A 26,305-nucleotide genomic window follows, 5' to 3' on the forward strand; every position below is an offset into this window, starting at 1 on the left:
CAGGCCGTCTCCGAGTTTGACGCCACGACCACGGGTCTGACCGTCAACGTCGAGGAGCTGTCGCGGAACGTGCCGATCGCGCGTGACGCCGGCGCCGTGGCCCTGCTGGCCCCGGGCGTGACCGCTTCGGACGGTGCCTTCGGCGGCATCCCGACCATCGGCGGTGCCTCGGCCGGTGAAAACACCTACTTCATCAACGGCCTGAACATCACGAAATTCCGTGACTTCACGGGCTCGTCGACCGTTCCGTTCGAATTCTATCAGACGCTCGAAACCAAGACCGGCGGCTATTCGTCGGAATTCGGTCGCGGCACCGGCGGCGTGCTGAACGGCACGACCAAGTCGGGCGGCAATGAGTGGGAATTCGGCATCACGGCCTACTGGGAGCCCGACGCGCTTCGCGATGACTCGCCGGACACCTACCTGGCCCAGAACCGCTTCGACGAAGTCAACACCTCGGACATCATCTTCGACTTCGGGGGTCCGATCATCCAGGACCGCCTGTTCATCTTCGGTCTGGTCGACTTCCGTGACCGTACCTTTGTCAACATCGGTTCCACCACGACCGACCCGGCCTTCGGCTTCGGTGCCAACGGCACCCGCGTCGAGTCCGATGATCCTTTCTACGGTGCCAAGCTCGACTATCTGATCAATGACGACCACCGTCTGGAGTTCACCTACTTCTCGGACGAACAGACCCAGGACACCCGGAACATCTTCGTGGATGCCGCCGGGAACTACGTCGGTGAGTTCACGCCGTCGACCTTCGAATTCGGTGGCTCGAACTGGATCGCCCGCTACACCGGCATCTGGACCGACTGGCTGACGACCTCGATCGCCTATGGCGTCAACGAGTACAACGAATACAACTCCTCGCCGGGCGATGCTGGCGCCCTGATCACCGATCAGCTTCCGGGCTTCCCGCGTCGCGGCGTCTGGGGTGTCGGTCAGCCGTCGGTCAACGAGGACGAGCGCACCATCCTGCGTGCCGACGTCGACATCTACGCCGACTTCTTCGGTTCGCACCACTTCCGCTTCGGTATCGACCAGGAGAAGCTGGAAGCCTACCAGGAGCTCGACTACTCGGGCGCCGGCTACAACTATTGCCGTCCGGGTGGCATCACTCCGACCATCGCCTGTACCGGTGAAGTGACGGGTGGTCTCTGGTATCGCTACCAGTCCGTGGTCGGCGGTCAGCCGACGCGGGTCCGCATCCGCGCCTATGACAACGACGGTGGCTGGACCTCGACCCAGAACGCCTACTACCTGCAGGATTCCTGGCAGGTGACGGACCAGCTGACCCTGAACCTGGGCATCCGGAACGAAGGCTTCGAGAACGAGAACATCGCCGGCGTGGCCTTTGTGGACCTGCAGGATCAATGGGCTCCGCGTGTCGGCTTCACCTATGACGTGACCGGCGATCGCACCTCGAAGCTGTTCGGCTTCTACGGCCGCTACTTCCTGCCGGTCGCGGTCAACACCAACCAGCGTCTGGCCGGTGCCGAGTTCTTCATCCAGGATGTCTGGACGCTGGACCGCACCACCTGCGCGCCGGGTGTTGACGCCAACTGCGACGGCATCAATGACACGACCGACGAGCCCATCCTGGGATCGTTCGTCAGCGGCACCAACCTCGCGGATGGCACGGTCAAGCCGATCTCGACCCAGGTCGACAAGGAAATCGACCCGATGTTCGTGGACGAGTTCATCCTCGGCTACGAGCAGCAAATGTGGGACGGCTGGACCCTGGGCATCAAGGGGACCTACCGTGATCTGGGTACGGCCATCGACGACGTCGCCATCGACGCCGCCGTTCTGGACTACTGCGATAACGTCGCAACGGACCTGACCTACACCCAGTGCTATTCGGTGTGGTACGGCTTCCACCAGTACGTCCTGACCAACCCGGGTGAGGACATGGTCATCACTCTGTCGGGTGCCGACCTGTCGCGCGCCACCGGCGGTGTGATCACGACCGATCGTGAAATCACCCTGACGGCGGACCAGCTGAACTATCCGGAGCCGGAGCGGACCTACAAGGCCGTGGAAGTGTCGATGGAGAAATCCTTCGACGGTATCTGGGGCGCCCGGTTCAGCTACGTCTGGTCGGAAAGCGAAGGCAACTACGAAGGCGCTCTGAAGTCGGACAACGGCCAGACCGACCCCGGTCTGTCGCAAGACTTCGACCAGCCCGGCCTGACCGACAACTCCTACGGCTTCCTGCCGAACCACCGTGCGCACAGCTTCAAGGCGTTCGGTAACTGGCAGGTCACGCCGGCGCTGAACATCGGGGCCAACCTGATCGTTCAGTCGCCGCGGAAGTTCGGCTGTCAGGGCGTTCACCCGACGGACTTCTTCGCCTCGCTGTACGGCCCGGCGTCGTGGTTCTGTCAGGGCGTGGCCACGCCGCGTGGTTCGGTCTTCGAAAGCGACTGGACCAAGAACCTGGACCTGACGTTCGCCTACAACCTGTCGGAAGTCTTCACCATTCCGGGTGACTCCCTGGTTCTGCGGGCCGACGTGTTCAACGTCTTCGGCTTCGAAGCCGAGACGGACTACAACGAGTTCGGCGATCTGGATGCGTCCACCCCGGATCCGAACTATGCCCGTCCGACGGCCTATCAGGCCCCGCGCGGTGTCCGTCTGAGCGTTGCCTACCGCTTCTAATCGGTAGATCAGACACAGGATTGGGGCGGCGAACCTTCGGGTTCGCCGCCCTTTTCTTTGCCGTGGACGGAACCGCCGTCAAAATGCCCGGTTGAACGGTGAGGCTTCGCCGGACTATCGGGGCCAGACCCACAGACTTCAGGACCGCAATGATCGTTCGTACGCTTCTCCTCGGAACCACGCTTGCCCTCGGCCTCGCCGGCACGGCCGTCGCACAGGACGCCGTCATCCGCACGGGCGGCACCGACGCGGTCTTTGCCTCGCAGAACACCGAGCGCATGTGGGAGGCGGTCGCCTATTCCAATCCGTTGCCCCCCGGTGCGCCGACGGCGGACTATCCGCTGGTGGCTTGGTGCGAGGCCATGGTCAGCGGTCATGTTGCCCTGGGACAAAGCCTTGAAACGGATGACGAACTGGATCTGGAGCTGATCCAGCTGGGTCAGGCGGAAGCCCGCAAGTTCACGCGCGCCCTCGAGGCCGCCGCTCCGCGCCAGAGCCCGGAAAGCCTGTCCGCGGCCGAAGCCGCGGCGGCGAGCGTGCGGGCCAGCTGGGCCCAGGTGATGCAGCAGGATCTGGCCACGCGTGATCAGACCTTCGGCCTGTTCTTCGGTCTGCCGGGCCGGTGCGAACACGCGGCGCGCCGAATCCACGACAACATCACCACCCCGCCGGCCACACTGGCCGAAGTGGGACTGGAGCCGGCCGTCGCTGCGGAATAGGGGCGGGTCCCGTCAGGTCCCGGGCGTGTAGTTGAGAATGGGGGCCAGCCAGCGCTCGGCGGTCGCCACGTCCCAGCCCTTCCTCGCCGCATAGTCCTCGACCTGGTCGCGATCGATCTTGCCGACGCCGAAATAGTGGCTGCCCGGGTGGCCGAAATAGAGGCCCGAGACCGAGGCGGGCGGTGTCATCGCGAAGCTGTCGGTCAGATCCATACCGGCAGCCTCGCGGGCGTTCAGTATACGGAACAAGGTCGACTTTTCGGTGTGATCCGGCTGGGCCGGATAGCCGGGAGCCGGGCGGATGCCGAGGTATTTCTCTTCGATCAGGTCCTGGACCGAGGTCGCCTCATCGGGCGCATAGCCCCACAGTTCGGTACGGACCTGTTTGTGCAGACGCTCGGCGAAGGCCTCGGCCAGACGGTCGGCGAGGGCGGTGGCGAGGATGGCCGAATAGTCGTCGCCGGCCTCGCGGAAGCGCCGGGCGATCTCCAGCTCTCCGTGGCCGGCGGTGACCGCGAAGGCGCCGATGTGGTCGGCGCCGTCTTCGGCGACGAAGTCCGACAGGGCCAGATTGGGCTTGCCGTTCGCCTTGGCGATCTGCTGACGCAGGGTGTGGAAGCGGGCCAGCTCGGTCGTGCGCCCGGCGTCGGTCCAGACCACAATGTCGTCGCCGCGCGCATTGGCCGGCCAGAAGCCGACCACCCCACGGGCCGTGAACCAGCGCTCGTCGATGATGCGCTTCAGCATCGCCTGCGCATCCTTGAACAGGTCGCGCGCGGCCTCGCCGACAATGTCGTCTTCCAGAATCTGCGGATAGCGGCCGATCAGCTCCCAGCTGGCGAAGAAGGGGGTCCAGTCGACGTGCTCGGCCAGATCCGCAAGGTCCCAGGCGTCAAACGTCCGTGTACCGATGAATGAGGGAGCGGGGGGCAGGCTGACAGCCTCCTCCGGCCGCCAGCGGTTGGCGCGAGCCTGTCCGATCGGTGCGCGGGCCTTGGTGTCCTGACTGCGCGCATATTGCTCGCGGATGCGGGCGTATTCCTCGCGCGCGACCGCCTCATTGCGGGCGCGGTCGTCCTTCGACAGCAGGCCGGACACCACGCTGACCGCGCGGGAGGCATCGACGACATAGGTGGTCGAGCCCCGCGCATAGGCCGGCTCGATCTTGACCGCCGTATGGGTCCGGCTGGTCGTCGCGCCCCCGATCAGCAGGGGGATGTCGAACCCGCGCCGCTCCATTTCCGAAGCTACGAAGACCATCTCATCCAGGGACGGCGTGATCAGGCCTGACAAGCCGACGATGTCCACCTTGTGCTCGACCGCCGCGTCCAGAATACGATCGGCCGGAACCATGACGCCCAGATCGATGACCTCATAGTTGTTACACTGCAGGACCACGCCGACGATGTTCTTGCCGATGTCGTGGACGTCGCCCTTGACCGTGGCCATCAGGATGCGGCCGGCCTGCTCGCGCGGTTTGCCGGCCTTCTGGGCCTCCATGAAAGGCTCCAGCCAGGCGACGGCCTGCTTCATCACCCGCGCTGACTTCACCACCTGCGGCAGGAACATCTTGCCCGAGCCGAACAGGTCGCCCACGACATTCATGCCGTCCATCAGGGGGCCTTCGATGACGTGCAGCGGCCGTCCCGCGGCCTGCCGCGCCTCCTCGGTGTCGGCCTCGATGAACTCGGTGATGCCGTGGACCAGGGCGTGTTCGATCCGCTTGCCGACCGGGGCCTCACGCCATTTCAGATCGACGACCCGCGCCGCGCCCTTCTCACCCTTGTAGCGAGGAGCGAGGTCGACCAGCCGCTCGGTGTTCGTGACGTTCGTCCGCTGCGGCCGGTTCAGGATCACATCCTCGACCGCCTCGCGCAGGGTCGGGTCGATGTCGTCATAGACCGGCAGGTCACCGGCGTTGACGATGCCCATGTCCATGCCGGCCTGGATGGCGTGGTACAGGAAGACCGAGTGGATCGCCCGGCGCACCGGCTCATTGCCGCGGAATGAAAACGAGACGTTCGACACCCCGCCCGACACGCGGGCAGAGGGCAGGGTCTGCTTGATGACGCGCGTCGCCTCAATGAAGTCGACGGCGTAGTTGTCGTGCTCCTCGATCCCGGTCGCGACCGCGAAGATGTTCGGATCGAAGATGATGTCCTCGGGCGGGAAGCCGACCTCATCGACGAGGATGCGGTAAGCGCGGGTACAGATCTCGATCTTGCGCGCGGCGGTGTCGGCCTGACCCTCCTCGTCAAAGGCCATGACGACCACGGCCGCCCCGTAGCGCAGGCATTTTACCGCCTGCTCGCGGAACTCGGCCTCGCCCGCCTTCAGCGAGATCGAGTTGACGATCGGCTTGCCCTGGACGCACTTCAGGCCCGCCTCGATCACCTCCCACTTCGAGCTGTCGATCATCACCGGCACGCGCGCGATGTCGGGCTCGGCCGCGATCAGGTTGAGGAAGGTGCGCATGGCGACGGCGCCGTCCAGCAGGCCCTCGTCCATATTGATGTCGATGATGGCCGCGCCGGCCTCGACCTGCTGGCGCGCGACCTCGAGGGCCGCCCCATAGTCACCCGCGACGATCAGCTTCCGGAATTTGGCCGAGCCGGTGACGTTCGTCCGCTCACCGACATTGATGAAGGTGGGACGCATCAGACTCGTGTCAGGGTTTTGATCGCGAGCAGGAGGGCCCCCGTTCCCGTCGGCGCGCTGTAGGCACCGATCGCGTCAGATAGGCGAACGACGGCTGCCGTCAGGCGCCAGCCGACCGGCTCCAGGTCGGCCGCGGTGACAGAAGCCTGCGAGAGCTCCTCAATCCCATGCTCGTCGCCGAAGGCCTTGGCCAACGCGCTATCCTGAACAAAGGCGGCGGGCAGGCTCGTGTTTGCCCAAGCCCACAGCCAGTCCTTGGAGCCGCGCGAACCGACAATCTGTACCTCGCCGACGACGCGGACGCCGCTCTCGTCGGAAAAGAAAATCTTCCCGGCTGCGAGGTCTGCGTTCCAAGACGTCCACTGGCCTAGGTTGAACGCGTCCGTCAGCGCGGCCTGCTTGGTTGCGAGCTCAATCTCTGCGGCTGTGATCCACTGGTCGTAGTCGAACCCGCCCGGCCCCTTCTTCTCGAAAATCTTCAGAAATTTCATGCCACCAGCTCAAACGGTTCGAGCCCCGACAGCCGCATGGCCACCGGACGCTGGGGAATCGCGCGCGGTGTCACGCCTGCGACCTCTTCGGCCACATGGCGGATGTGGTCGGGCGTGGTGCCACAACAGCCGCCGACGATATTGACCAGACCCGAGCGGGCCCATTCCTCGAGGTGGTGGGCGGTCTCGTGGGGCTGTTCGTCATACTGGCCCATGGCGTTGGGCAGGCCGGCGTTGGGATAGGCGGCGACCAGGGTGTCGGCCACGCGGCTCAGCTCGGCGATGAACGGCCGCATCAGGTCGGCCCCGAGTGCACAGTTGAAGCCCACGGCGAAAGGCCTTGCGTGGCGCACGCTGTTCCAGAAGGCCTCGGCCGTCTGGCCCGACAGGGTGCGACCCGAGCGGTCGGTGATCGTGCCCGAGATCCAGATCGGCAGGGGCTCCATGCCCTCGTCCTCGAGGTCCTTGATGGCCTTGATCGCCGCCTTGCAGTTCAGCGTGTCGGTGATGGTCTCGATCAGATAGAGGTGCACGCCCCCTTCGTTCAGCGCCTGAACCTGATGGCGATAGGCGTCATAGACCTGATCGAAGGTCACACTGCGGGCGCCGGGATCGTTCACGTCGGACGACATCGACAGCATCTTGTTCAGCGGCCCGATCGAACCGGCGGCAAAGCGGGGCTTGTGGGGTTCCTTCGCCGTCCAGCGGTCGGCGGCGGCGCGGGCCAGTTTCGCGCCCTCCAGATTGATGTCGCGCACCGCGGTGGCGTCGAGGGCGTAATCCTCCTGCGCGATCACGGTGGCCGAAAAGGTATTGGTCTCGGAGATGTCGGCCCCTGCGCCGAAATACCGGTCGTGCAGGTCGGCGATCACGTCTGGCCGGGTCAGGCACAGGATGTCGTTATTGCCCTTCAACTGGCCGGTATGATCCGCGAAGCGCTCGCCGCGAAAGTCTGCCTCGTCGAGGTTGCCGCGCTGGATCATGACGCCCCAGGCCCCGTCGAGGACGAGGATGCGCTCGCGGGCTGCGGCGTGCAGGGCCTCGATGCGGTCGGCGCGGGTCATCGGCGATCTCCCGCCCGCTGACGTTGCAACTCGGCCTCGAAGGCCTCGCGATAGGCCTCAACGATCTCGCCCAAGGCGGCGGAGTCAACGAACGCGTTGGCGTCGCCCTTGATCTGCCGCTCCCGCCGTTCGAACAGATCGGCGACCTCGGGGTGGTTGGCCAGAACCACATCGGTCTTGATCCCGCCCAACCGTTGGAAGGTCCGGCGGTAGTCGTCGACGATCCCCGGATACTCCGTATTGCCGACGAGGCGGTTCCCCCCGATGGAGGCACTGCAGAAGAACAGCACATTGAGATCACGGTCGTGATCCCGGACCGGCAGGCTCCAGTTCGTACATCCTGCCGTGTGGCCGGGCGTGATGATGGCCGTCAGGCGGACGCCGCCCAGCTCGATCGTTTCGCCGTCGGCGATCACCTGATCGACATGGACGGGCGGAAACCACCAGGTTCCGTAGTTGGTCAGGCCGTGATGGCGCCCTGACTCCAGAGCTCCCCGGTCGCCTTCGCTGGCAATAATCCGGGCGCCGGTCACCGCCTGGAGTTCTGCCAGACCGCCCGCATGATCGACGTGGGCGTGGGTGTTGAGAAGGATCCGGACGTCGGTCGGTTCAAAGCCCAGTTCGCGGATGGACTGGATGATGCGCGGAGCTGATTCCGGCAGGCCGCCGTCGATCAGGATGTGCCCCTCGGGGGTCGTGATCAGCCAGGCGCCCAGCCCGGCGACGCCCACGAAATGCACATTGCCGACAACGGTGAACGGCGGGGCGGGGCGGTTCCATTCCACCCGCGCGTCTTCTTCGTCCTGGGCCAGAGCGGGCGCCGCGCCCAGCATCAGGGCCACAGCCAGAAGGATGGATCGCAGCATCAGTCGGCCCCCACGGAGGTTTCTCGCACGCCCAGCACCCGGCAGATGGCATAGACCAGGTCGGCGCGGTTCAGGGTGTAGAAGTGGAAGTCGGCAAAGCCCTCTTCCTGCAGGCGCGCGCACATTTCGGCGGCGACCGAGGCGGCCAGCAGCTTGCGGGTCTCGGGGTCGTTGTCGAGGCCCTCGAAGTGGGCGGCCAGCCAGTCGGGGACGGCGGCGCCGCACCCTGCGCTCATCCGCTTCAGTCCGTTGAAATTCGACACCGGCATGATGCCGGGGGTCAGAGGCACCGTGATGCCAGCGGCCCGCACCCGGTCCCGGAACCGCAGGAAGGCGTCGATGTCGAAGAAGAACTGGCTGACGGCCCGGGTCGCGCCTGCGTCGACCTTGGCCTTCAGCACCTCGATGTCGTGATCCAGCGAGGGGCTCTCGGGGTGCTTCTCGGGATAGACGCCGACCGAGATTTCCATGTCGCCGTGCCGGGCAATGGCGGCGGTCAGCTCGGTGGCATTGGCATAGCCGTCGGCGCGGGGGCGATAGACACCGCCGATGCCCGCTCCGTCCGGCGGGTCCCCGCGCAGGGCCACGATGTGGCGGACCCCGAGGGCCTTGTAGTCGGCGATCACCGCATCGACCTCATCGCGCGAGGCGTCCACGCAGGTCAGGTGCGCTGCGGGCGAAAGCGTTGTCTCGGACAGGATGCGTTCGACGGTGCGGTGCGTCCGCTCGCGCGTTGATCCCCCGGCGCCATAGGTGACCGAGACAAAGCCCGGGTTGAGCGGTTCCAGCCTGCGGATCGCGCGCCACAAAGCCGCCTCGGCATCATCCGAACGGGGCGGGAAGAACTCGAACGAGACATTGACGGCATTGCGGTTGCTGCCCGCCCGCGCGACCGGGCCAAGCGGGGACAGAAGCAGGGCGCGGGCTTCGGCCAGCGAGGTCATGAGGCGCGCTGCCGACGGGCCTCGGCCGGGCGGGTCGCCGTCCAGATCAGAACGGTCAGGCCGTCCTTGTCCGGGGGGAGGGCGATGGGCGCGCTGGCGGTCAGGCCGGCGTGGTCCAGCCAGCCCTTGATCTCGGCATCGGTGAAACCGAGCCGCCGGTGCTGGTGCTCGTCCCGCAGTTCCTCGAGGTCGTGGGGAGCGAAATCGACGATCAGCAGCTTGCCACCCGGCATGACCAGACGCGCCGCCTCGCCGACCGCGGCCGCCGGGTCGGACAGGTAGTGCAGAACCTGATGCACCAGCACCAGGTCGGCGCTCTGCGAGGGCAGGCGGGTGGCAAAGATGTCGCCATGGCGCAGCTCGACGCGGCCCACGCCCGCCTGGGCCACCTTGGCGCGCGCGATGTTCAGCATGTTCTGGGACAGGTCCAGACCCACGGCCATCCGGGCTCGCCCGCCCAGCAGGGTCAGCATCCGGCCCGAGCCCGTGCCCAGATCGACCAGCCGCTCGAACGGGCCGGGTCCGGCGGCACGCTCGATGGCGGCCTCAACCGCCGATTCGCAGACATAGAGGGAGCGGATGCGGTCCCACTGGGGCGCGACCTGCTCGAAGTAGGCCTCGGCGGCGGCGTCGCGATCGCGGCGCACCTCGTCCAGCCGACGATGATCCTGCTCGCTCGACCGGTCATCCAGCAGATCCAGAACCGTGTCGACCAGCCGACGGGCCGTGGGCTCGGACGACAGGCGGTAATAGACGCGCGCGCCGTCGGGGAAACGCTCGATCAGACCGGCCTCGGTCATCAGCTTCAGATGGCGTGAGACCCGGGGCTGGCTCTGGTCGAGGATGTGCGACAGCTCCATCACCGACAGTTCGTCGCCGGCCAGCAGGGCCAGCACGCGCAGGCGCGTGGGCTCTCCTGCCCCTCTCAAGGCTTCGATGGTCTGATCAGCGGTCCAGCTCATCCAATCATATAAAGATATCCTTATACGATTATGCAAGCGAAATTCCGCGACGGAACGCGTGGGCTTGAGCGTATGTTTGTCGAAGGTGCAGCGCGGAGACACGCCATGTCGAAGATTCATCCAACTGCGGTCTTGGGCCTGATCCTCGCCCTCGCCGCCTGCGGCCCGGCGCCGGAGGAAGAGGGGGACGTGGCCCCGGTGGCGCAGGTCGCACCGGAATCCGAAAGCAGACAGCAGATGGCGGAGGAGGCCGGCGCAGCGCCGCCCGCGGGGGCACCGTACGACCGTCTCCCTCGCCGGTCTGGTCCGGGCGGCGCGGACCAGACCCTGCGTGGTCTGGAGCAACGGATGCTGGCGGGCTTCGACCGTCAGGACATCGACGGCGACGGCCGCCTGACGCCGGACGAGCTGGGCGCGGGCGATGGGCCGAACGGGGCCCGCATGCTGCGGCGGGCCGATCTGGACGGCGATGGCACCCTGACCCGCGATGAGGTCCGTCAGGCCGCGACACGCCTGTTCGCCATGATGGATGTGGACGGCGACGGCGTCGTGACCGCCGAGGAGCGTCCGGGCCGCCGGCCTTAGTCCGCCGTGCTGTCGGACGGCCGGTTTCGCGCGGCGGCCAGGCTGGACCAACTGCGGAAATCGACCTTGCCCTGGGGCGTGACGGGCGCCTCGGTCAGACCGGCCAGTCGGCGCTTGTTGACGTGGGCCTCGGCCTTGCGGTCACTGTCCGGGTACTGACCCCGGAAATAGAAGCGCTGCCAGGCCTCGCGCAGTGCCGCCGGGTCGCCGCCCGCCATCCGCTGGTTAAAGTCGGTGCGCTTCTCCTTCCACGCCTCATATTCTCCGGCAAGCGCGGGATCCTGATCGAGGGTGAGCCTGACGGGCTGGAAGGCCTCGATCTGGCGATGGGGCACCGGGCTGATGAAGCAGAAGGGCTCGCCCCTTTCGAAGCGCACCTTGCCCGGGCGGGTGAACTGCCAGTTCATGGTGAAGGGGTAGGGCAGCCAGTCGGTCTCGATCAGCCCCTCCAGCGCGGCGATCCCGTCCTTGGGCCGGTTGGGGGTGCCCGAGGCCCGAAGCGCCCAGCCCGGCGGCGTCCGGAACATCCAGCCGAGATGGAAGGTCAGAACCCCATGGCTGAAGTGCGAGGCGACCACATGGTCAGGGTAGAGCGCGCCCTCGTCGAACGTCAGGCGGATGTCCTCGACATTCATGCCGCCCGACCATTCGGCCTCGAATCCGAACGGGCACAGCACCTCCCAGCCGGTGGTGTTGGCCATGGTCAGGGGCAGGCAGCGATAGGCGTGGCGCGCGGCGAAGGCATCCATCCAGACGCGCTCGGGGCGCCCGGGCTTCAGTTCCGGCGGCTCGGGCGTGAGGGGCACGCATTCCAGGCGAAACTCGGCGGAGGCAGCAGGCTGGGTCACGGGCACCCCTCACAAAAGGCAACAACAGGCGGCACAGACAGGCGCAATTCGCCCGCCCTGTCCATCGTCTAGTCCCTGACGGGACTGACCAGCGGCTGGTCCGCGAACAGGGCGGCCAGGTTCTGCATCAGCAGCATCAGCATGCCCTGGACCGACTCGGTCGTGGCGCCGGCGGTGTGCGGGGTCAGGACCGTATTGGGCACATCGGCCCAGCGGGCGGGATCGGTCGGCTCGTCCTCATAGACGTCGAGGGCTGCGGCTCCCAGCGTTCCGCCCTTGAGGGCACGGATCAGGGCGTCCTCGTCGACGAGGCTGCCGCGCGCGACATTGACCAGCAGGCCGGAGGGCCCCAGCGCGGCCAGCACGTCGGCATCGATCAGGCCCCGGTTGTCGTCTTCGGCCTTGCAGGCCACCACCAGAATGTCGGACTGTCGCGCCAGCGCCAGAAGACTGTCGGCGCGCGGCCATTCGACGTCCTTGGGTCGGGGCCCCCACCAGTCGACGGCCATGCGCAGGGGGCGGGCCCGTTCCGCGATTGCCTGGCCGATCAGGCCCATACCGACGACGCCGAGCCGGGCGCCCTTGAGCGAGGGGGTGATCAGGCGGGACTCGGGCGTCCAACCCCCGCTGCGCAAGGTGCGGTCGCCCTCGACCAGTCGCCGGCGCGACGCGAGGATCAGGCCGATGGCGTGGTCGGCGACGTCTTCGTGATTGACCGCCGGGGCGTGGGTGACGGGCAGGCCGCGCGCCCGGCACCAGTCAACATCGATGCCGTCATAGCCAGAGGTGAAGCAGGCGATCAGCTTGAGCGCCGGCAAACGCTCGATCAGGGCGGTGTCGAGCGGGAACTCTCCGGCGACGATCAGGGCCTGGATATCGCGCTCGGCCTCGACCGGCGGGTGCTCCCAGAACCGGTAGACGTCATAGCTGGATTCCAGAAAACCGGTCAGCGGCGCCAGATGCCGCTGCATGATCAGGACTGCGGGGCGTTGGGTCATGGCTGATCCTTTCCGCTTCAAGGGCCGCTGGCAAGCGCGGCGAACCTGTCACGGGTTTCATGCCGCAGCCTCATTCCTGACTCAATTCGCTACAAACGTAGCGCTACATTTGTAGTGAGAGAACGCCATGACCTCCGGCCCCCTCGAAACCCTGCCCAGACGCGAACGCGAGGTGTTCGAAACCCTGTGTAGGCTGGGATCTGCGACGACCGCCAGCCTGCGCTCGGCCCTCAGCGACCCGCTCAGCGATTCCGCGACGCGCACCCTGTTGGTGCGTCTGGAGGCCAAGGGTCTGGTCGCCCGATCCTCGGAAACAGGGGGCATTGTCTACGCCCCGGTGCCGCGCACCGACTCGGTGGCGGCCGGGGCGCTGCGGCGGATGGTCGACACCTTCTTCGCCGGATCGGCAGCCAGCGCCGCCACCGCCCTGCTGGGCATGGGGACTTCGCTCACACCCGAGGAAGCCGAGGCCCTGCGCAGGACCATAGACAGTCTCAAGTCGCCGTCGGCCGAAGGTGAAGAACAATGATCGCCCCCCTGCTGATGACCCTGACGGTCAAGGCCGCCGTGATCGGCACGGCTGGTCTGGTCGGCTCGCTGCTGCTGACCCGCCGCCCGGTCGAGCGCGTCGACATCCTCCGGGCGACCGTCTGCGTCCTTCTGGCCCTGCCGCTGGTCACCCTCATGGTGCCCGCCTGGAACCTTGCCCTGTTGCCGGCATCATCGGCGGCTGAGGCGGCAGCCCTAACGGTAGGGCCGGCCTGGCAGGGGGAGATCGGTCCCGTGGCGGGCCTGTCCGTCTCGGCCGCCATGCCCTGGCCCGGGCCCTTGCAGATCGCGGCCATCGTCTGGCTGCTCGGCAGTCTGGCTGTTGTGGCGCGGCTGGTGGCCGGGGTGATGACGCTGGATCGCTGGAGCGGGGAGGGCAGTCCCGTGACGCAGCCGGTCTGGCGCGCGGCGCTCGCCCGGCTGGCCCCCCGCCGGACTCCCCGGCTGATCGCGACCCCGCGGCTCGGCGGCCCCGTCAGCTGGGGTGTGCCGCCCGGCACCATCCTGCTCGATTCCGCCAGCCTGTCCGACGCCTCGGCCGCCGAGGCCATCCTCGCCCATGAGCTCGCCCATCTCCGGCGCGGCGACTGGATGTTCCTGATGCTCTCGCGGCTGATGTTGGCGGTCTTCTGGTTCAACCCTGTGGTCTGGATGGTTCACGCTGCCCTGGTCGCGCGGACCGAGGAAGCCGCCGATGCCGCCGCCGTCGCCGGCATGGATCGCCAGACCTATGCCCACGCCCTCGTCCGGTTGGCCAGCCAGCCCGCCTCTTCGTCCCCCGCCCTGTGGGCCTCGACCGCCATGGCGGGAGACGTCCGCCTCCTCAAGAAAAGGATTGCCTGTCTGATGTCTGAACACACCCCCCGTTCGCGGCCCTTCGCCGTGGCCATGGCCGTTGTCGGCCTGTCGCTGGTCGCCACCCCGCTAGCGGCCCTGCAGGTGACCCAGGACCCGCCGCCGCCGCCGCCGGTCCCGGCTGCGCCCCGGGCACCCGCTGCACCTATTCTGGCGCTCGCGCCCGTGCCGGCACCGCCCGCGCCGCCCGCACCCCCGCGCAGGCTTCAGGATCCGCCCGCCCCGCCGGCGCCGCCCGCGCCTCCGGCCAGCACACGCAGCACCACCACACACTACCGTGTGACGTCCTATGAAGACCTCTCGCCACAGGAACAGGCCGAGGTGGACCGCGCCCGGGCCTCGGCCGAGACCGCCCGTCAGGATGCAGAGGCGGCTCGGGTCACCGCCCGGTCGGCGCGGGTGGAAGCCGAGCGCGCGCGCGCCGAAGCGGACGTTGCGCGGGCCGAGGCGGGACGGGCGCGGGCAGAAGCGGCCGGTGCGCGACAGCAGGCGACCGCAGCGCGTCGTGAAGCCGCCCGTCACATGGCCGAGGGAGCGGACGACATGCTGGCCGGCGCCCGCGAGATGCGGGAGGAGGCCGCCCGTCTTGAGGATCCGGCCTATCGAGCCGACCAGATCGCCCGCAACCGTGCCCGCGGCGAGACCGTGACCGATGCCGAACTGCGTGCGCTTGCGCCCCGGCTGCGGGAACAGGCCGACGCGATGGAGCGCCAGGCCGCTGAAATGCGGGCGCAGGCTGCCAATATGGGCTGAAGAAAAGGGCGGGAGGCGCGTCACCGCGCCTCCCGTTCGGTTTATCGTCCGAACTTCTGGAATTTGATGCGGTGGGGGATCAGGGCGTCGGTGCCGAGGCGGCGCTTCTTGTCTTCCTCGTACGCTTCGAAGTTGCCCTCGAACCATTCGACGTGGCTGTCGCCTTCGAAGGCCAGGATGTGGGTGGCCAGACGGTCGAGGAACCAGCGGTCGTGGGAGATGACCACGGCGCAGCCGGCGAACTCCTCCAGAGCCTCCTCGAGGTTCTGCAGGGTCTCGATGTCCAGGTCGTTGGTCGGTTCGTCGAGCAGGATCAAATTGCCGCCGGTGGCCAGGGTGCGCGCCAGGTGCACCCGGTTGCGCTCACCGCCCGACAGCTGGCCGACCTTCTTCTGCTGGTCACCGCCCTTGAAGTTGAAGCTGCCGACATAGGCGCGGGTGTTGATCTCGCGCTTGCCGACCATCATCACATCGGTGCCGCCCGAAATGGCCTGCCAGATGGTCTCGTCGGGCTTCAGGTCGTCGCGTGACTGGTCGACATAGGCGAGCTTGACCGTCTCCCCCACGCGGATCTTGCCGGCGTCGGGCTGGTCCTGGCCGGTGATCAGCTTGAACAGGGTCGACTTGCCCGCGCCGTTCGGGCCGATCACGCCGACGATGCCGTTCGGCGGAAGCTTGAAGGTCAGATCCTTGAACAGCAGCTTGTCGCCATAGGACTTTTCCAGTCCCTCGACCTCCAGCACCACATTGCCGAGGCGCGGCCCGGGCGGGATCTGGATGTGGGCGTGGGTCTGGGCGCCGCGCGCGGCTTCCTGCTCGTCGACCATGCGCTCATAGGCTGCCAGACGGGCCTTGGACTTGGCCTGGCGGGCCTTGGCGCCCGAGCGCACCCACTCCAGTTCGCGGGTAAGGGCCCGCTGACGGGCCTCGGACTCGGACTGTTCCTGCACCACGCGCTTCTGCTTGGCCTCAAGCCAGCTGGAATAGTTGCCCTCGTGCGGGTGGCCCTTGCCGCGGTCCAGCTCCAGCGTCCACTTGGTCACCTGGTCCAGGAAGTAGCGGTCGTGGGTGACCAGGATCACGCAGCCCGGGAAGTTCTCGAGGTGGTGCTGCAGCCAGGCCACCGACTCGGCGTCCAGGTGGTTGGTCGGTTCGTCCATCAGCAGCATGTCGGGCTTGCTGAGCAGCAGGCGGGCCAGCGCCACGCGGCGCTTCTCACCCCCCGACAGATTGGTCACTTCCCAGTCGTCCGGCGGACAGCGCAGGGCGTCCATGGCCATTTCGATACGGCTGTCGATGTCCCAGACGTCGGCAGCGTCGATCTTCTCCTGGAGGGAGGTCATCTCCTCCATCAGTTCGTCGGTGTAGTTTTCACCCAGCTCGCCGGCCACCGCATTGAAGCGGTTCACCCACTGCTTCTCCTCGCACCAGGCCTCGACGTTCTCGCGAACGTTCAGATTGGGGTCCAGCTGGGGCTCCTGCTCCAGATAGCCACGCTTGATGCCGTCGGCGGCCTTGGCCTCGCCCTGGAACTCCTTGTCCAGCCCGGCCATGATCTTCAGCAGGGTCGACTTGCCCGAGCCGTTGACCCCGACCACGCCGATCTTGGCGTCGTTGTAGAACGACAGCCAGATGTTCTCGAAGATCTTCTTGCCGCCGGGGAAGGTCTTGGTCAGACCCTGCATCTGAAAGATGTACTGCTGCGCCATGGAGTGCGGTGCGCCCTTGAAATCGTGTGGGGGGAGGTTGGGGCGGGATGTAGCGACTGCGGGGGCGAAGGGCAACGCCCGCCCCGGCACCGGCCTGCATCCATTCGCCCCGCTCGAAGCCTCCTGAGAGGAAACCTCGGGAAGGATGACCTCACCATGTGCGACCCATTCGCCGGACTTGCCCTCGCCCTCGCGTGCCTTCTGGCACCGGCCGCCAGCGTGAGCGCCCAGTCCACAGATCCTCGCGCAGCGCGGGCTGACGCCTTCATCGCGCGCAGTCTGGAGGCGGTGGACGTCGTGCCTGGCATGGCCGTCGCCGTCGTGATGGATGACGAGATCGTCTATCTGTCAGGGCATGGCGTGGCCGATGTACGCACCGGGACTCTGGTCGACGCGGACACGCGCTTCTACATCGCCTCCTCGACAAAGCCGATCGTGGCCCTGTCGATCGCCGCCATGGATGCCCGTGGAGAGCTGGACCTCGATGCGCCCCTGGGCGCCTGGTCCCACGCCGGCCTGCCATCGGATATCGCCGGCCGCGTGACGCTTCGCGACCTGCTGTCCCATCGATCCGGGCTCCGGAACGAGGGGCTAACCTTTCGCCTGGCCTATTCCGGCGATCATACCGCCGACGTCCGGCGGGACCTGATCCCGGCAACCGCATGGGATGACGAGAGCCCCTATGGCCAGTTTCTCTACTCCAACCTCGGCTACAATCTCGCGACCACGCTGATCGAGGCGGATCGGGGACTCGACTGGCGGGATCTGGCCACGCGCGAGGTGCTGGAGCCTCTGGGCATGGAAGCGACCACCCCCTGGATCGAGGCGGAGCGCGAGCGGGCGACCGTCACCGTCGGGCACCTCGGGCATCTGGCCGGCGGTCCGGTCGTGGCGCCGGTACAGAAGACGGATCAGACGATGCACTCGGCCGGAGGTCTGGTGTCGACCGCGCGGGACATGGCGCGCTGGGTCGAAATCCAGCTGACCGACGGGGTGCTGGACGGCGAGCGGGTGTTTCCGGCGGGTCTGGTGGCATCGACCCACAGGGCGCTTGTCGACACCGACACGACCTTCGGTCCCTATCGGCGTCTGGGATATGGACTGGGCTGGTATGTCGGACGCTATGGCGACGAGACCCTGATCCATCATTTCGGCAATTTCGGCGGATCGCGGGCCCACGTCTCCTTCATGCCCGAACGCGGTATCGGCGTTGTCGTGCTGATCAATGAGGACGCCGTGGCGGGAGGGCTTGCCGACGTGGTCGCCAACTATCTGTATGACCTCTACAGCGACCGGCCCGACGCGGAGACCGTGCACGGGGCGGAGGTGACGGCGCTCGCGGAGCGGATCGCCGGACTCATCCCCCGCATCGCCGCCGATGCCGAGGCCCGGCAGGCCCGTCCCTGGCGTATGGATCATCCGCTGGGCGCCTATGTCGGCGTCTATGAAAACCCTGAGATGGGCCGGCTTCGGATTGCCTCGACCGGAGAGGGACTGATCGTCTCGATCGGCGTCCTGTCCTCCGAGGCCCAGCCCTTCCCGGAACCCAACAGCCTGCGCGTCGAACTCATACCGGTGCGGGGCCAGACCATTACCTTCGTGGGTACAGACCGGCTCACCTATGACGGCGCGGTATTCGAACGCCTGCGCTGAGGGTCATTCGGCGTCTGCGAGCAACGCCTTCGCCGCCTTCAGATCGGCGATGAAGCGGGCGCGTTCGGCCTCGCGCATCTCTGCGTCCGGCAGGCGCAGCAGGTAGGACGGGTGAACGGTGGGCAGGACGGCCGTTCCATCGTCCAGCCGGACGGGGCGGCCCCGCTCCTTCGTCACCGCGATCTTGCGGCCCAGGACGCCCAGCGCCGCCGTCGCCCCCAGCGTCACGATCAGTCGGGGTTTCACCAGCGCCCGCTCGGCGTCCAGCCACCAGCGGCAGGCCTGAACCTCCCCGGCATCCGGGGTCTTGTGCAGGCGTCGCTTGCCGCGGGGTTCGTGCTTGAAATGCTTGACCGCATTGGTGATCCACGCGGCGTTCCGGTCGAGGTCCGCCTCGGCCAGCGCGGCATCCAGCACCTGACCGGCCGGGCCGACGAAGGGCTCGCCGGCCAGATCCTCCTGATCGCCCGGCTGCTCGCCCACGATCATCAGCGGGGCCTGCGTCGGCCCCCGGCCACAGACGGCCTGGGTGGCATCGCGCCACAGGGGGCAACGCCGGCATCCCTGAACCCCAGCCGCCAGCGCGGGGAGCGAGGTCGGCACCACTTCATTGGTCGTGGCGCGCTCGACCACCGGCGCGGTCGCGCGCGACAGGCGGGCATTGGTGGGTGTGGCTGGCGCACGGACCATGGCCTCTTCCCGAACCGCCGCCCGCGCCACCAGTTCCGGGATCAACGCCGCCTCGGGCAGGTTGGCCCAGTAGCGACGCGGCATCTCGCTCTGCATCATCTTCGTCTTCAGCCGGGCCGGATTGAAGGTCGAGGCGTAGTAGGTCTTCCAGAACTCCTCGACATCATCGCCCTCCGGGGCCTGATCCTTCGTCGCGGGTGGTCCGAAGGTCAGGTGTTTGCCGTCCCAGTCGGCCGTGCCGTCGGGCGTCAGGATCGTCCAGCGCATGGTCGTGAACCGCCTTTGGAAAAAGGGCGCCGTCCGCTCCAGAACCCTGTGCGCGGGCTCGAACCAGGCGATCCAGCGCTCATCGCCCGCGTCGCCGATCCGGCGAAAGCGGACGAAGGCCTTCATCTTGTGGCTCGCGCGGCTCACGTTTTTCGCCCGCTCCATGGCGTCAGCGACATCGCGGTCCGAGACGATGTTCAGCAGGTGCCGGTCCTGCTGCAGCCGCCACAGCAGCCGGTACAGCAGGTCGAACCGGTCTTCCGACCGGTGCAGCGCGACCGCGGCCGCCAGATCCATGAAGGCACGCGGCACCGTCAGGGCGAGGCTCGCCGGGGCAGGCGAGGGGGGCGCGACCTCCTCGAACAGGCCGGCGGTCGTCGTCCCCGTGCGGAAGGCCGCATGGGCCGGCTGAACCCCCTCGAACAGCAGGGCGCGGGCATGGGTGCGCCAGCCGTCCAGATCGGTCTCCGACTCCAGCCGCACGGTGCGCATCAAAACAGGCTCAGCTGCTCGGGCTCACGCGGCTTCACCAGACGCGCCTTGAGGTCGGCGGCATCGGTCAGGCCGCCGGGGTTCCAGTCCAGCGTGGTGATGAAGGGCCGGATCTTGTCGAGACTGCGCGTCAGCCGCTGGATGTCCTCCAGCCTCAGCGTCCGGTAGCGCCGGACCTTGAGGATCCGGTCGACCGAGCGCACGCCCAGGCCCGGCACCCGCAACAGGGTCTCGCGCTCCGCCAGGTTCACATCGACCGGAAAGCTGGCCCGGTTGGCCAGGGCCCAGCCCAGCTTGGGATCGACCGCCAGGTCCAGCATGCCGTCGGGCGTCGCCGAGGCGATCTCGGGCGCGGAAAAGCCATAGAACCGCATCAGCCAGTCGGCCTGATACAGCCGATGCTCGCGGATCAACGGCGGCTTTGACAGCGGCAGCTGCGCCGACGAGTCCGGTATCGGGCTGAAAGCGGAGTAATAGACCCGGCGCAAGCCATAGCCGCCATAGAGCGAGGCGGACCGCTCGAGGATTTCCCCGTCCGGCGCGCCATCGGCCCCGACAATCAGCTGGGTCGACTGCCCACCGGGGGCGAAGCGGGGCGGGCGCTTGCGATCCTTCTTCGCCGGGCGGGCGGCCTCGACCCGCTGGCGGACCTGACCCATGGCCTTCTTGATGACGCCAGCGTCCTTCTGTGGGGCCAGCCGGGCCAGCGCCTCGTCCCGCGGCAGTTCGATATTGGCTGACAGCCGGTCGGCATACAGCCCCGCCTGCGCCACCAGATCGGGGTCGGCCTCAGGGATCAGCTTCAGATGGATATAGCCGCGAAAGTCGTGCTCCTCGCGCAGGATGCGCGCGACCCGCACCAGTTCCTCCATCGTATAGTCGCCCGACTGGACAATGCCCGACGACAGGAACAGCCCCTCGATATAGTTGCGCTTGTAGAAGTTCAGCGTCAGGTCGACGACTTCCTGCACCGAGAACCGCGCCCGCGGCACATTGGACGACACCCGGTTGATGCAATAGGCGCAGTCATAGATGCAGAAGTTGGTCAGCAGGATCTTCAGCAGGCTGACGCACCGCCCGTCCGGCGTATAGGCGTGGCAGATGCCCATACCCTCGGTCGAGCCGATCCCCTTGCCCCCGACCGAGTTCCGCTTGCCCGCGCCCGACGACGCACACGACGCATCGTACTTGGCCGCATCGGCGAGGATTTCCAGCTTCTTGCGCAGGTCGAGACGGGCCATGCGTTCATGCTATGTTCCATTCCGGCGGCGACGTCCAGCGTGGCCGTAAAGGGCGGAATGTCGCGGCTTGCGCACGCGACTCCCTTGCCTGTTGCGGTGCAGCATGCGACAGGGCGGGCAACTTGGACCCGCGCCCTCAAGGGGCCTGCGGGTGGCTATTCCGGCCGCCGATCCGCCGGAGCAATGAGACCGGCCCCTGTCTGAACCTCGCCCATGGGCGCGGCCGGTCGTCTGGTGTGTGACCCTTCATGTCCGTCTTCCAATCGGCCCGCGCCCAGTGGCTGGCCCATCCGCGCAAGGACCTGCTGGCCGGCACGGTTGTGGCCCTGGCCCTGATCCCCGAGGCGATCGCCTTTTCCATCATCGCCGGGGTCGATCCGGCGGTCGGCCTGTACGCCAGTGTGGTGATCGCCATCACCATCGCCTTTGCCGGCGGGCGTCCGGCCATGATCAGTGCGGCGACCGGGGCCATGGCCCTGCTGATGGTGACCCTGGTCCGCGATCACGGGCTGGAATATTTGTTCGCTGCCTCGATCCTGACCGGCATCTTCCAGATCGGCATCGGCCTGTTGCGGCTGGGGCGCTACATCAAATTCGTGTCGCGCTCGGTCATGACGGGCTTCGTCAATTCGCTGGCGATCCTGATCTTCATGGCCCAGCTGCCCGAGCTGATTGGCATGGGCTGGCAGACCTATGCCCTGGTCGCCGCGGGGCTTGCGATCATCTACGGCCTGCCGCGCCTGACGAAGGCCGTGCCCTCGGCGCTGGTCGCCATCATCGTCATCAGCGGCTTTGTCATCTGGAGCGGGCTGGATGTCCGAACCGTGGGCGACATGGGCGAGATGCCGACAACCCTGCCGATGTTCCACATCCCCATGGTGCCCCTGACATGGGAGACCCTGGCCATCATCGCCCCGGTCGCCGGGACGCTGGCCTTCGTCGGGCTGCTGGAAAGCCTGCTGACTGCCAATCTGCTGGACGACATCACCGACACCCCGTCCGACAAGGATCGCGAGACCCGGGGCCAGGGCATCGCCAATGTCGCGGCCGGGCTCTTCGGCGGCATGGCGGGATGCGCCATGATCGGCCAGTCGATCATCAATGTGACGTCCGGCGCGCGCGGCCGCCTGTCGACCCTGTGGGCCGGGGTGCTGCTGCTGGTCCTGATCCTGTTGCTACAGGACTGGGTGGCCCGCATTCCCATGGCTGCACTGGTGGCGGTCATGATCATGGTGTCGATCGGCACCTTTGACTGGGGATCTATCCTCAGGCTCAGGACCATGCCGTTCCAGTCGTCCATCGTCATGCTGGCCACGACGATCACCGTGGTCCTGACCCATGACCTGTCGAAGGGCGTGGTACTGGGCGTAGTGCTGTCGGCCATCTTCTTCATGCGCAAGGTCGGCAAGACCGTGGTCGTCGAAGAGGTCGAGGCCCCCGAGGGGGAGCTGAAATACCGCGTCAGCGGCAATCTGTTCTTCGCCTCGGCCGATGTCTTTGCCGCCAGCTTCGAGCACCACGGCCATCCGACGCGCGTCGAGATCGACATGTCGAATGCCCACCTCTGGGACATCACGGGCGTGGTCGCCGTCGACAAGGTGGTGTTCCGCTATCGCCGCCAGGGCGCCGTGGTCGAGGTCAGCGGCATGAATCAGGCCGCCCAGACCCTGGTCACCAAACTGGGGCGCCACGAGAAGGAGCACCTGCCCGACGGGGCCGGCGCGCACTGACGTCAAGGGCACGTCACCCTCGGACTTGATCCGAGGGTCGGTGTCACGCTGGCCGCCGGAGTGCCCGCACCGATCCTCTGGTCAAGCCAGAGGATGACGGGTTCATCGGACTTACGCGTAGTTGAAGCTGATCGAGATGCGCTCGGCCTTTGCGCCGTTCGGCGGCACTTCGTGGCGCAGCCAGCTCTCCCACATCAGCACCGTGCCGGGACGGGGCTTCAGATAGACGAAGGGCTGTTCGGCCTCAGGCGCATCGGGGGCGACGCCGGGGCGGGCCATCATCATGGGCAGGCGGGGGTCTTCCAGCTTGAGCGCGGAGGCTCCCTCGGGCACCTCGATATAGACCGTGCCGGACAGCACGGCATGCGGGTGGATATGGCCGGTGTGGCCGCCGCCGGGCTTCAGGACATTGACCCACAGATTGTCGAGCTTCGGCTTGCGGGCCAGCTGGAAGTTCAGAGCCCTGGCATAGGCCTTCGCATGACGATCCAGTTCCCGCTTCAGCGCCTCGAACTCGGGCATACGCTTGGGCAGGTCATTCAGCGAGCCGTAGGAGGTGTAGCCCGGATAGCGGTGCTCGCGGCACCAGGCCCGGCCCGCACCGTCTTCGGCCGCGAGCAGGCGACAGGCGTCGGCCAGTTCCGGGACCAGTCCGGCTTCGCTCAGTTCGGACTGATAGATCTGGGTGACGAACAGGGGGCGCAGGGTCATGCCCCCGGGATAGCCCGTTCGGGCCGGGTCGAGAAGCCGCTCAGAAGGGCAGGGCCGCCTCGCCGCGCAGAATGGCCCCGGCCTCGGGGGTATGGGGCGCCCCGTTGCGGTCATGCAGGACCAGCGGTGGCAACAGGCGCAGCGGGCCCTTGCCGGTCTTGATCGCCTGAACCAGCACCCGTTTGGCAGGCTGGTCGGCAAAGGGATGGATCGGCCGGATGGCGAACGACCCGGCCTTGGGCGCCAGCAGGGCCAGAATGTCCCCCAGCCGCTCGGCCCGGTGGATCATGACGATGCGCCCGCCCCCGCGCACGGCCTTGAGCAGAAAGCCGGTCCACGCCTCAAGCCCGTCGTCGGCCATCCAGGCGGCGCGACGCTCCGGCGCGGGGGGCCGCAGACGGCCCGGATCGTCAAAGAAGGGCGGATTGCTGATCGCCCAGTCAAAGGGCGGCAGGTCCAGCGCCCGGAAACCCGCAGCGACATCGCCCAGCCGGACATCGGCCCGATCGTCCAGACCATTGGCCTCGATGTTTCGCCGCGCCAGGGCGGCGATCTCCGGCTCACGCTCCACCCCGAACAGCCCGGCCTCGGGGCAGCGCGCGGCCACCTGGGTCAGCACGGCTCCGGGACCGCAGCCGGCCTCGATCACCCGCTCGCCGGGCCCGGCCGCGACCGTCGCCGCCAGCAGGGCCGCATCCATGCCGGCCCGATAGCCCCGCACCGGCTGATGCAGGCGCACGCGCCCGCCCAGCAGGGCGTCTTCGCGGATTTCTGGAGAGGAGGCTGCGACCGTCACGCGTCTTGACCCTTCATGGCCCGGTCACCATTGTGCGCCCGCACCCGCTCCGGCAATACGGGCGCTGAATTTTCTCTCCCCGATTGCCCATCACGAGTACCGCCTTGGACGCTGTTGCTGATCCTGTTCGCCGCCCCGCCGGAGACGTCGCGCCTATCGTGCGGCTCAGCCAGCCCGACATGGACCGCGTCAACCAGCTAATCCGCGACCGGATGGCGTCGGACGTGCCCCTGATCCCGGCGCTGGCCGATCACCTGATCGCGGCGGGTGGCAAACGTCTGCGTCCGATGCTGACCATCGCCGCGGCGCGCGCTTCCGGCGGGGACAGGGGCATCGACAGCCCGCTCAAGCTGGCCGCCGCCGTCGAGTTCATCCACACCGCCACCCTGCTGCACGACGATGTGGTCGACACCTCGGACCTGCGCCGGGGCAAGGTCGCCGCGCACCTGATCTGGGGCGCGCCTTCCAGCGTGCTCGTCGGGGACTTCCTGTTCGCCCGCGCCTTCGAGCTGATGGTCGAGACGGACTCCATGCGCGCGCTGGGCACCCTGGCCCGGGCCTCAAGCGTGATCTCGGAGGGCGAGGTCCTGCAGCTGACCCGCGCCCACGACATCAACCTCGACACCGACGTCTATCTCCAGATCATCACCGCCAAGACCGCCGAACTGTTCGCCGCTGCCGCCGAGGCAGGCGCGGTCGGCGCCGGCGCCGACGACGTGGCCGTCACCGCCCTGCGCGACTATGGCATGGCGCTGGGCATCGCCTTCCAGCTGGCTGACGACGCCCTCGACTATGGCGGCACGGCCGCGGCGCTGGGCAAGAACGCCGGCGACGACTTCCGCGAAGGCAAGGTCACCCTGCCGCTGATCCTGGCCATGGAGCGCTCGCGCGGCGCCGAGGCCGGGTTCTGGACCGAACTGTTCGACAAGTCGTCCCGCGACGACGACGACTTTGCTCGCGCCTGCGAGCGGGTGGTCGGCACCGGCGCGCTTTCGGCCACCCTCGACGTCGCCGGCGACTATGCCGATCAGGCCAAGGCCGCCCTGACGGTCCTGCCCGCCAGCGACTGGTGCGACGCCCTCGACCTGCTGGCCGACTACGCCGTCAGCCGGGTGGTCTAGTTACTCGCCGTTTGGCGGCCTGTCGGTGCTTGCTCGAAGGGCCGCTGAACGGGAGTCGATCTGGGCGGCAAGAGTGTTGATCCGCTTCATGTGGCCGTCGAAGAACTCCAGATCCTCTTCGCGATAGAACGAGAATTGGCCGTTCTGCGCCTCCCATCTCCGAGGGCGGAGGGCGAGGAAATCCAAAATCGCCTCCCACGAGTTGAGGATTTCGCTCTCGAGCAGCCGGAGTGTCTTCATTTCCCGAGTGATGCGGCTCGTGTTCCGATCAAACCCGGTCAGGCCCCGCCCCTTGAAAAGGGCGCTGGTTTCGGAGGCCTCGATCTCGGCGCGGGTGGCTTCTACCTGAGCCTGGTAGGAAGCGTCATCTTCAGCCATCAGCTCGCGGTAGGCGGCAATATTGGCGCGCGCCTGATCAATGCCCCTCTGACGCATCAGTGTTTCGGGCGCCAGGACGTCCCCGCCGAGCAAGGCCTCGTACTGCGCCTCATACTTCCGGGCATCGGCCTCTACGCGTTCGGTGTGCCCGGCATCAATGGCCAGAAGTGTGGCTTCGTCGCCTCCTGTTGCTGAGACAAGGAAGGTCAAGGCGAGCGCCGGCAACGCCCCAAAGAAAGCCGCGCCAAATACGAACGCACTGTGGCGTCCGACCAGTTCGCCTCCCCGCTTCCGCAAGAAGATCAGAAAGTGGATGCCGCTCATCACCACACCCACAAAGGCGACGCTGCCAAAAATCCTGCCCAGCATGTACGAAGTGCGCACGTCGTCGGCATCCGCCGCGATATGTGTCGTCTGCCCGATCGTGCTGACCAGCGACCAGATCACGGCGACAAGGCACGTCGGAATCAGCCAGCCCCAGCGGCGCGGTCGCGGTCGAACAAGGCTGTCGGTCATGCGTTTGATCTCCCCCGACGGGAAGCTTAACGATGACGGTCC

At 67.2% G+C, this 26,305-nt stretch carries 22 protein-coding genes and 1 other annotated feature; of the genes, 8 read left to right on the top strand and 14 right to left on the bottom strand.

The genetic code is table 11. From position 1 onward, the window contains the following. Both LC068_RS00005 and LC068_RS00010 read left to right on the top strand, forming a co-directional pair. On the top strand, window positions 1-2,667 hold a 2,667-nt coding region (locus LC068_RS00005; protein WP_226633455.1), incomplete at its 5' end, for a TonB-dependent receptor plug domain-containing protein. 149 nt (window positions 2,668-2,816) lie between these two features. Beyond that, window positions 2,817-3,386: a hypothetical protein gene (locus tag LC068_RS00010; protein ID WP_226633457.1), complete on the top strand. Its 570-nt coding sequence runs from the start codon at window positions 2,817-2,819 to the stop codon at window positions 3,384-3,386. A 12-nt stretch (window positions 3,387-3,398) separates the two neighbouring features. Here LC068_RS00010 and metH read toward each other — a convergent pair whose 3' ends face one another. From metH to LC068_RS00040, 6 genes are read right to left on the bottom strand one after another with little or no spacing between them, the layout of a single operon-like run. Continuing rightward, window positions 3,399-6,044, bottom strand: a complete 2,646-nt coding sequence (gene metH / locus LC068_RS00015) for a methionine synthase (RefSeq protein ID WP_226633459.1) — start codon at window positions 6,042-6,044, stop codon at window positions 3,399-3,401. Continuing rightward, window positions 6,044-6,535, bottom strand: a complete 492-nt coding sequence (locus LC068_RS00020; protein WP_226633460.1) for a DUF6882 domain-containing protein — start codon at window positions 6,533-6,535, stop codon at window positions 6,044-6,046. Before LC068_RS00020 ends, metH begins: the two co-directional genes overlap by 1 nt. Next, on the bottom strand, window positions 6,532-7,599 hold the full coding sequence (locus tag LC068_RS00025; protein WP_226633461.1) for a homocysteine S-methyltransferase family protein: 1,068 nt from the start codon (window positions 7,597-7,599) through the stop codon (window positions 6,532-6,534). Before LC068_RS00025 ends, LC068_RS00020 begins: the two co-directional genes overlap by 4 nt. Next, window positions 7,596-8,465: a subclass B3 metallo-beta-lactamase gene (bla, locus tag LC068_RS00030; RefSeq protein WP_226633462.1), complete on the bottom strand. Its 870-nt coding sequence runs from the start codon at window positions 8,463-8,465 to the stop codon at window positions 7,596-7,598. Before bla ends, LC068_RS00025 begins: the two co-directional genes overlap by 4 nt. Further along, window positions 8,465-9,409, bottom strand: a complete 945-nt coding sequence (metF, locus tag LC068_RS00035) for a methylenetetrahydrofolate reductase [NAD(P)H] (RefSeq protein ID WP_226633463.1) — start codon at window positions 9,407-9,409, stop codon at window positions 8,465-8,467. The genes bla and metF overlap by 1 nt, the downstream gene beginning before the upstream one ends. Further along, on the bottom strand, window positions 9,406-10,371 hold the full coding sequence (locus LC068_RS00040) for an ArsR/SmtB family transcription factor (RefSeq protein WP_226633464.1): 966 nt from the start codon (window positions 10,369-10,371) through the stop codon (window positions 9,406-9,408). Before LC068_RS00040 ends, metF begins: the two co-directional genes overlap by 4 nt. A 105-nt stretch (window positions 10,372-10,476) precedes the next feature. Between LC068_RS00040 and LC068_RS00045 the strand changes: the two genes are divergently transcribed. Continuing rightward, window positions 10,477-10,956: an EF-hand domain-containing protein gene (locus tag LC068_RS00045; protein WP_226633465.1), complete on the top strand. Its 480-nt coding sequence runs from the start codon at window positions 10,477-10,479 to the stop codon at window positions 10,954-10,956. Here LC068_RS00045 and LC068_RS00050 read toward each other — a convergent pair. Both LC068_RS00050 and LC068_RS00055 read right to left on the bottom strand, forming a co-directional pair. After that, entirely contained in the window at window positions 10,953-11,804 is an 852-nt protein-coding gene (locus tag LC068_RS00050) for a DUF6065 family protein (RefSeq protein ID WP_226633467.1), read from the bottom strand. The two genes, LC068_RS00045 and LC068_RS00050, sit on opposite strands and share 4 nt — an antisense overlap. Window positions 11,805-11,872: 68 nt before the next feature. Beyond that, the gene (locus LC068_RS00055) at window positions 11,873-12,802 is read right to left on the bottom strand and encodes a 2-hydroxyacid dehydrogenase (protein WP_226633469.1); all 930 of its coding nucleotides are present in this window, start codon (window positions 12,800-12,802) and stop codon (window positions 11,873-11,875) included. 127 nt (window positions 12,803-12,929) lie between these two features. Between LC068_RS00055 and LC068_RS00060 the strand changes: the two genes are divergently transcribed. Further along, complete coding sequence (locus tag LC068_RS00060) at window positions 12,930-13,331, top strand: BlaI/MecI/CopY family transcriptional regulator (protein ID WP_226633472.1); 402 nt, start codon at window positions 12,930-12,932, stop codon at window positions 13,329-13,331. Beyond that, a complete protein-coding gene (locus LC068_RS13765) occupies window positions 13,328-14,959 on the top strand; it encodes a M56 family metallopeptidase (protein WP_264182043.1) in 1,632 nt (543 codons plus the stop codon). The genes LC068_RS00060 and LC068_RS13765 overlap by 4 nt, the downstream gene beginning before the upstream one ends. Window positions 14,960-15,000: 41 nt before the next feature. Here LC068_RS13765 and ettA read toward each other — a convergent pair whose 3' ends face one another. Continuing rightward, the gene (gene ettA, locus LC068_RS00070; protein WP_226633474.1) at window positions 15,001-16,668 is read right to left on the bottom strand and encodes an energy-dependent translational throttle protein EttA; all 1,668 of its coding nucleotides are present in this window, start codon (window positions 16,666-16,668) and stop codon (window positions 15,001-15,003) included. Window positions 16,669-16,824: 156 nt separating this feature from the next. Between ettA and LC068_RS00075 the strand changes: the two genes are divergently transcribed. Then, window positions 16,825-18,321 (top strand): serine hydrolase domain-containing protein, encoded by a 1,497-nt coding sequence (locus LC068_RS00075; RefSeq protein WP_226633476.1) that lies wholly within the window; start codon window positions 16,825-16,827, stop codon window positions 18,319-18,321. Window positions 18,322-18,324: 3 nt separating this feature from the next. Here LC068_RS00075 and LC068_RS00080 read toward each other — a convergent pair whose 3' ends face one another. Both LC068_RS00080 and LC068_RS00085 read right to left on the bottom strand, forming a co-directional pair. Next, on the bottom strand, window positions 18,325-19,770 hold the full coding sequence (locus LC068_RS00080; RefSeq protein ID WP_226633478.1) for a UdgX family uracil-DNA binding protein: 1,446 nt from the start codon (window positions 19,768-19,770) through the stop codon (window positions 18,325-18,327). Beyond that, window positions 19,770-21,011 (bottom strand): putative DNA modification/repair radical SAM protein, encoded by a 1,242-nt coding sequence (locus LC068_RS00085; RefSeq protein WP_226633480.1) that lies wholly within the window; start codon window positions 21,009-21,011, stop codon window positions 19,770-19,772. The genes LC068_RS00080 and LC068_RS00085 overlap by 1 nt, the downstream gene beginning before the upstream one ends. A 121-nt stretch (window positions 21,012-21,132) precedes the next feature. Next, window positions 21,133-21,196, top strand: a sequence feature (sul1 is cis-regulatory element that is thought to sense ions involved in sulfur or methionine metabolism; They are found in Alphaproteobacteria). A 63-nt stretch (window positions 21,197-21,259) separates the two neighbouring features. Here LC068_RS00085 and LC068_RS00090 point away from each other — a divergent pair. Continuing rightward, a complete protein-coding gene (locus LC068_RS00090; RefSeq protein ID WP_226633482.1) occupies window positions 21,260-22,741 on the top strand; it encodes a SulP family inorganic anion transporter in 1,482 nt (493 codons plus the stop codon). Window positions 22,742-22,852: 111 nt separating this feature from the next. Here LC068_RS00090 and LC068_RS00095 read toward each other — a convergent pair whose 3' ends face one another. Together LC068_RS00095 and LC068_RS00100 are read right to left on the bottom strand one after the other, a co-directional pair. After that, the gene (locus LC068_RS00095; protein WP_226633485.1) at window positions 22,853-23,452 is read right to left on the bottom strand and encodes a TIGR02466 family protein; all 600 of its coding nucleotides are present in this window, start codon (window positions 23,450-23,452) and stop codon (window positions 22,853-22,855) included. Between the two features lie 40 nt (window positions 23,453-23,492). Continuing rightward, window positions 23,493-24,248 carry a tRNA1(Val) (adenine(37)-N6)-methyltransferase gene (locus LC068_RS00100; RefSeq protein ID WP_226633488.1) on the bottom strand — a complete coding sequence of 252 codons (756 nt, stop codon included), beginning with the start codon at window positions 24,246-24,248 and terminating at the stop codon, window positions 23,493-23,495. Between the two features lie 104 nt (window positions 24,249-24,352). Between LC068_RS00100 and LC068_RS00105 the strand changes: the two genes are divergently transcribed. Next, on the top strand, window positions 24,353-25,369 hold the full coding sequence (locus LC068_RS00105) for a polyprenyl synthetase family protein (protein WP_226633490.1): 1,017 nt from the start codon (window positions 24,353-24,355) through the stop codon (window positions 25,367-25,369). On the opposite strand, the gene LC068_RS00110 is transcribed toward LC068_RS00105, so the two are convergent. Beyond that, window positions 25,370-26,263, bottom strand: coding sequence for a hypothetical protein (locus LC068_RS00110; protein WP_226633492.1), 894 nt, complete (start codon window positions 26,261-26,263; stop codon window positions 25,370-25,372). Window positions 26,264-26,305 lie beyond the last annotated feature (42 nt).

It is taken from the genome of Brevundimonas poindexterae (genome assembly GCF_020524625.1).
Classification (GTDB): domain Bacteria; phylum Pseudomonadota; class Alphaproteobacteria; order Caulobacterales; family Caulobacteraceae; genus Brevundimonas; species Brevundimonas poindexterae_A.